The sequence below is a fragment of the Verrucomicrobiota bacterium genome (assembly GCA_016871495.1).
Classification (GTDB): domain Bacteria; phylum Verrucomicrobiota; class Verrucomicrobiia; order Limisphaerales; family VHDF01; genus VHDF01.
The window spans coordinates 1-4795 of record VHDF01000164.1 but is presented as its reverse complement, the minus strand read 5'-3'; the positions used below and the strand labels follow the sequence as shown (position 1 = coordinate 4795).

Here is a 4795-nt window from a genome sequence, read left to right as displayed (position 1 = left end):
AGGCGGTGCGCCCGGACAGCGCTTGGATGGAGGAAGCATTGTGGCTTCATGGCCCGAGCGCATTCGATGCAGCCGGTGTCCGGCCGACCTTCGCGAGGGCAAGCGAGGCGGCGCAGTTTCCCGAAGGCGGCTACTATTTCCTGGGCTCCGATCGCCACTGGCTCATGTTGCGCTGTCCCAACCGATTCCGGCATCGTCCCGCTCACGCTGATCTGCTCCATGTGGACGTTTGGTGGAAAGGAATGAACCTGATCCAGGATCCGGGAACCTACTCCTACAATTCGCAGGGTCATTGGAACAATGGATTGGTGCATACTCAGGTGCATAGCACCGTTGGCGTGGATGGCGAGGATCAGATGCGTCACCATTCAAAATTCCTCTTCCTGAGGTGGGCCCGCGGTTCGGTTTGGCCGATGTCCGGTGTGCCGGACGGTGTGATCGAGGGGTGGGAGGCTGTTCATGATGGATACGCACGGCTCGACGATCCGGTCCGCCACTGCAGGCGTGTTCAACGATTGCCGGGAGATCACTGGATTGTGCTTGACTGGCTGACTTCGCGAGAAATTCACCAGTATCGGCTGCACTGGCTTTTATTAGACGTGCCCTATGCGCTCAGTCCGGACCCAGGGGTGGCAGCGGGATGTCAATTCAAACTGGTGCTGCAGACTCCCGCCGGTGAATACTCTTTGAGCACGGGCGGCACGGAGGCGCTACGGTGTAACGTGGTTCGGGCCGATCCGACCTCGACGCGGGGATGGGTGTCGCGTCGCTATGCGCATAAGGATCCTGCTCTTTCGGTTGAAGCCGAATGCCGCAGCCAGAGTGTGTGCTTGTGGACGATTCTGGGTCCCGGCACGGTGGAAATTTCCTATCAAAAGGGTGCGTTGCTGTTAAGGGGAAACGCGTGGCAGCGCGAGGTGGCGGTTGCTGAACCTTCGAGGAACGGGAGTCGATGAGGACGCTGCTCATCCATCAGGTCTTTGTGTCGCCACGGGAAGCGGGGGGGACCCGCCACTTTGAGCTCGGCTCTCATGTCGTAAGATCGGGTCATGAGTTTACGATTGTGGCGAGCAGTCTGAGCTATCTTACCGGCAGCAAGGCACCAGCCGCTTCGAGTCCGGAGGAGTTTGGCGGCATCCGAGTGTTGAGAGCTTACACGTATCCCGCGCTGCATCGATCCTTCCTCTGGCGAGTCATCTCGTTTCTCTCCTTCATGCTGAGTTCGGTGTGGTCGGCTTTAAGGGCGGGCCCGGTGGATGTGGTGATGGGGACGTCCCCGCCGATCTTCCAGGCGGCGTCGGCATGGTTTGTGGCCGCGATCAGGCGCAAACCTTTTTTATTGGAGATTCGGGATCTTTGGCCCGAGTTTGCCATTGACATGGGGGTGTTGAAGAACCGGTTCTTGATTGTGATGTCGAGATGGCTGGAGCGGTTTCTTTATGCCAGGGCCACCCGAATCCTCGTCAACTCACCCGCGTATCGAGATTACCTGATTGCGATGTCGGTGAATCCCGCCAAGATCGACCATATCCCGAATGGAGTCGATCCGGACATGTTTGTTCCGGAGGCCAAGGGAGAAAACATTCGGATGGAATATGACCTGGGCGATCGCTTTGTGGCCGTCTACGCGGGAGCCCTCGGACGAGCGAACGATTTGCCAACGTTGCTGCGGGCCGCCGAGCGATTGAAGGGGGACACGAACATCGTGTTTCTGATCGTGGGCGACGGCATGGAGCGTCCCATGCTGGAATCATGGGTTGGGGAGAAAAAACTGACCAATGTCCTCTTTACGGGCGCGCAACCCAAGGCGCGCATGAGTGATTTTCTGGCCGCGGCAGACGTTTGTCTGGCCACGCTGCAAGCGATCCCCATGTTCAAAACCACTTACCCGAACAAGGTGTTTGATTACATGGCGGCTGGCCGGGCGACGTTGCTAGGCATCGATGGTGTCATCCGTTCCGTGATGGAGCAGAGCGGAGGGGGGGTGTTTGTGCCTCCGGGTGATCCGGAAGCCATGGCGGACGCGGTGGTGAGGATGCGCGATGATCCCGCCCGCGTTCGCGCCATGGGGTTGTCGGCGAGGGCTTATGTTGTTCGTCACTTCAACCGGAAGGAACACGCGGAGAGGTTCGTTCGCCTGCTGGTTTCCATGACGGCGGATCGAGTGGCTCGCGAGGAACCATGCCATTGACCTTGCTCTTGACGTCCGCTGGGCGAAGGGTGGAGCTCTTAGGCTGCTTCAGGGAAAGCGCCCGGCGTTTGGGCATCCAAATTAGAGTCCTGGCGGCAGACATGCTCCCGCAGTTGAGTGCGGCTTGCCAGATGGCCGACGAGAGCTTTGAAGTTCCGGCGTGTCATCGACCGGATTATCCCATCCGGTTGCTCGAGATCTGTGGCAAGCATGGTGTCGATGTGTTGGTGCCCACCATCGACACCGAGTTGCAGGTGCTCGCCGATTCTCGCGCGCAGTTCCAGATTGCAGGCACCCAAGTCATGATTTCGACTCCGGAGGTCGTTGGTCTGGCGAGGAATAAGATAGCCACCTCAAACTTTCTGGACAGTCAGGGCATTCCTGTGCCTCGAACGCTGGCGATCAAGGATTTTGAGCCCAGCGACCCAAGTTGGCGCTGGCCGGCCATTTTAAAGCCCGTGGACGGGAGTTGTTCCAAGGGTGTGATCAAGGTTGATCGGGAGAGTGATTGGAGGGAGGAGTACCGCCATCGGATCAACTACCTGATTCAGGAGTTTTGGGAAGGCGCTGAGTATACCGTCAATCTCTTCTTTGATCGGGATGGCTGCCTGAGATCCGCCGTGCCTCATCGGCGCCTGGAAGTTCGGGCGGGTGAAGTGAGCAAGGGCCGGACTGAGCGTGTGGGATCGCTCATGGACATCGCGGACCGGTTTGGAAGGATCTTGACCGGGGCGAGAGGAGCGCTCTGTTTTCAAGCCATCCTGCGGCCTTCAGGTGAGGCCGCCGTTTTCGAAATCAACGCCCGTTTTGGAGGGGGTTATCCCCTTGCGCATGCCGCGGGCGGCCGATTTACGCAATGGTTATTGGAGGAGGCCCAGGGAATGGAGTGTACCGCCAATCAGGAGTGGCAGGAAGGGCTCGTCATGCTCCGTTACGATGCGGCCTTGTTCAAATCGACCCCCCTTTGAGCCATGGTGCGGGCTGTGATCTTCGATTTGGACGACACGTTGTACCCGGAGCACAGTTTCGTCTTAAGTGGCTTTGCGGCGGTGGAACGATGGCTGGAGGCGCAAGGCCGCTCTGGCCCCTTCGCAAAAGTGGCGGCCGAGCTCATGGCGACCGGATTGAGAGGCACGATCTTCGACGCCACGCTGCACCGGCTCGGTTGGGAGTTGGATCCGGCGATGATCCAGAAAATGGTTCGCGTCTATCGGGGTCACGTCCCTGCCATTCGATTGTTCGACGACGCGGAATGGATTCTGACCCGCCTTCGCCCCGATTTCCGCCTTGGTCTGGTCACCGATGGATTCGCCGAGGCGCAGCGGTCCAAGATCGCCGCCTTGGATTTGGAACGAAGGACCGACCTTTGCGTGATGACGGATCTGCTCGGCCAGGGAAGTTGGAAGCCCAGTCCTGCGGGATTCTTGAGATGCATGGAAGCCTTGGGGGTCCGGGGGGCGGAGTGTGTTTATGTTGGGGACAATCCTGCGAAGGATTTTGTGGCACCCAATCAATTGGGCTGGCTGAGTGTCCAAGTGCATCGTCCGGACGGCGTTCATGCGGGAGCGAAGGCTCCGCCGGGCGGGGAGGCTGCAGAGCACATTCGATCCTTGCGCGAGCTCGAAGGTGTTCTCTCGCGGTGAACGTTCATCGGAGGCTCGACGCTTCACGGATCGCGGCGATGACGCGATCCTGATCCGTTCTCGAGAGAGAACTCGAACTCGGAAGGCAGATGCCACGGGTATGAAGGTCTTGGGCCACGGCGCCGCCCCAAACCTCGCTGCCAAGGCGTTGATAGAGCGTCTGGGTGTGCATGGGCTTCCAGACCGGGCGGGCTTCGATATTGGCGGCATCGAGAAAACGAATCAGATCGGATGCGGTCATGCCAAATTCCTTTTCATCGACGAGGAAGCACGAGAGCCATCGAGTGTGGCGGCTGGTTTCGGCGGATGGGGAATCGAGCCGGGCCTGAGATTCAGGTTGGGGGGTGATGCCGGGGACCTTTTCGAGTTCCCCCTGGTAATGATCGAACACCGCCCGGCGTTGCCGAACCCGTTCGTCGAGCACGTGGAGTTGTCCCCGCACGATGCCCGCGATGACGTTGCTCATGCGGTAGTTGTAACCACACTCGCTGTGGCAATAATTGTTAACGCCCAGGGGGTCAGGATCCCTGGCCTGGGTGCTCCAGTGCCGGACTTTCTGGATCCAATCCTCATGGGCCGCAACCAGCATCCCGCCGGAAGTCCCCGTGATAATCTTATTGCCGTTGAACGAGAACGCGCCGACCTCACCCAAGGTGCCCGGGTGCTTTCCGTGATAGCGGGCGCCGAGGGATTCAGCCGCATCCTCCAAGACGGGGATCTCATACCGCTGGCACACATCAAGGACTTCCTGGAGGCGGGCGCTTTGGCCGAAGAGATGGACCACGGTGACGGCTTTGGGCAGGCGATTCAGGCGGGCTCGGTCCTTGAGATAGTCCTCGATGAGATTCGGATCGAGATTCCAGGTTTCCCGCTCGCTGTCGATGAAGACGGGCCGGGCTTTTTCGTAGAGAAGTGGGTTGCAACTTGCGGCAAACGTGAGGGTGGGTGTGGCCACCTCGTC

5 protein-coding genes are annotated in these 4795 nt (G+C 59.4%); 4 read left to right on the top strand and 1 reads right to left on the bottom strand.

The window, feature by feature from the left end; all coding sequences use genetic code 11:
• The 4 genes from FJ404_19325 to FJ404_19310 all read left to right on the top strand — a co-directional run.
• On the top strand, window positions 1-956 hold a 956-nt coding region (locus FJ404_19325), incomplete at its 5' end, for a hypothetical protein (GenBank protein MBM3825003.1).
• Window positions 953-2191, top strand: coding sequence for a glycosyltransferase family 4 protein (locus tag FJ404_19320; protein ID MBM3825002.1), 1239 nt, complete (start codon window positions 953-955; stop codon window positions 2189-2191). The genes FJ404_19325 and FJ404_19320, both read left to right, overlap by 4 nt.
• Window positions 2182-3159, top strand: a complete 978-nt coding sequence (locus FJ404_19315) for an ATP-grasp domain-containing protein (protein MBM3825001.1) — start codon at window positions 2182-2184, stop codon at window positions 3157-3159. The genes FJ404_19320 and FJ404_19315 overlap by 10 nt, the downstream gene beginning before the upstream one ends.
• Before the next feature lie 3 nt (window positions 3160-3162).
• A complete protein-coding gene (locus tag FJ404_19310; protein ID MBM3825000.1) occupies window positions 3163-3834 on the top strand; it encodes an HAD family hydrolase in 672 nt (223 codons plus the stop codon).
• Between the two features lie 4 nt (window positions 3835-3838).
• Here the strand turns inward: FJ404_19310 and FJ404_19305 are convergent.
• The coding region (locus FJ404_19305) for a pyridoxal phosphate-dependent aminotransferase (GenBank protein MBM3824999.1) at window positions 3839-4795 on the bottom strand (957 nt) is incomplete at its 5' end.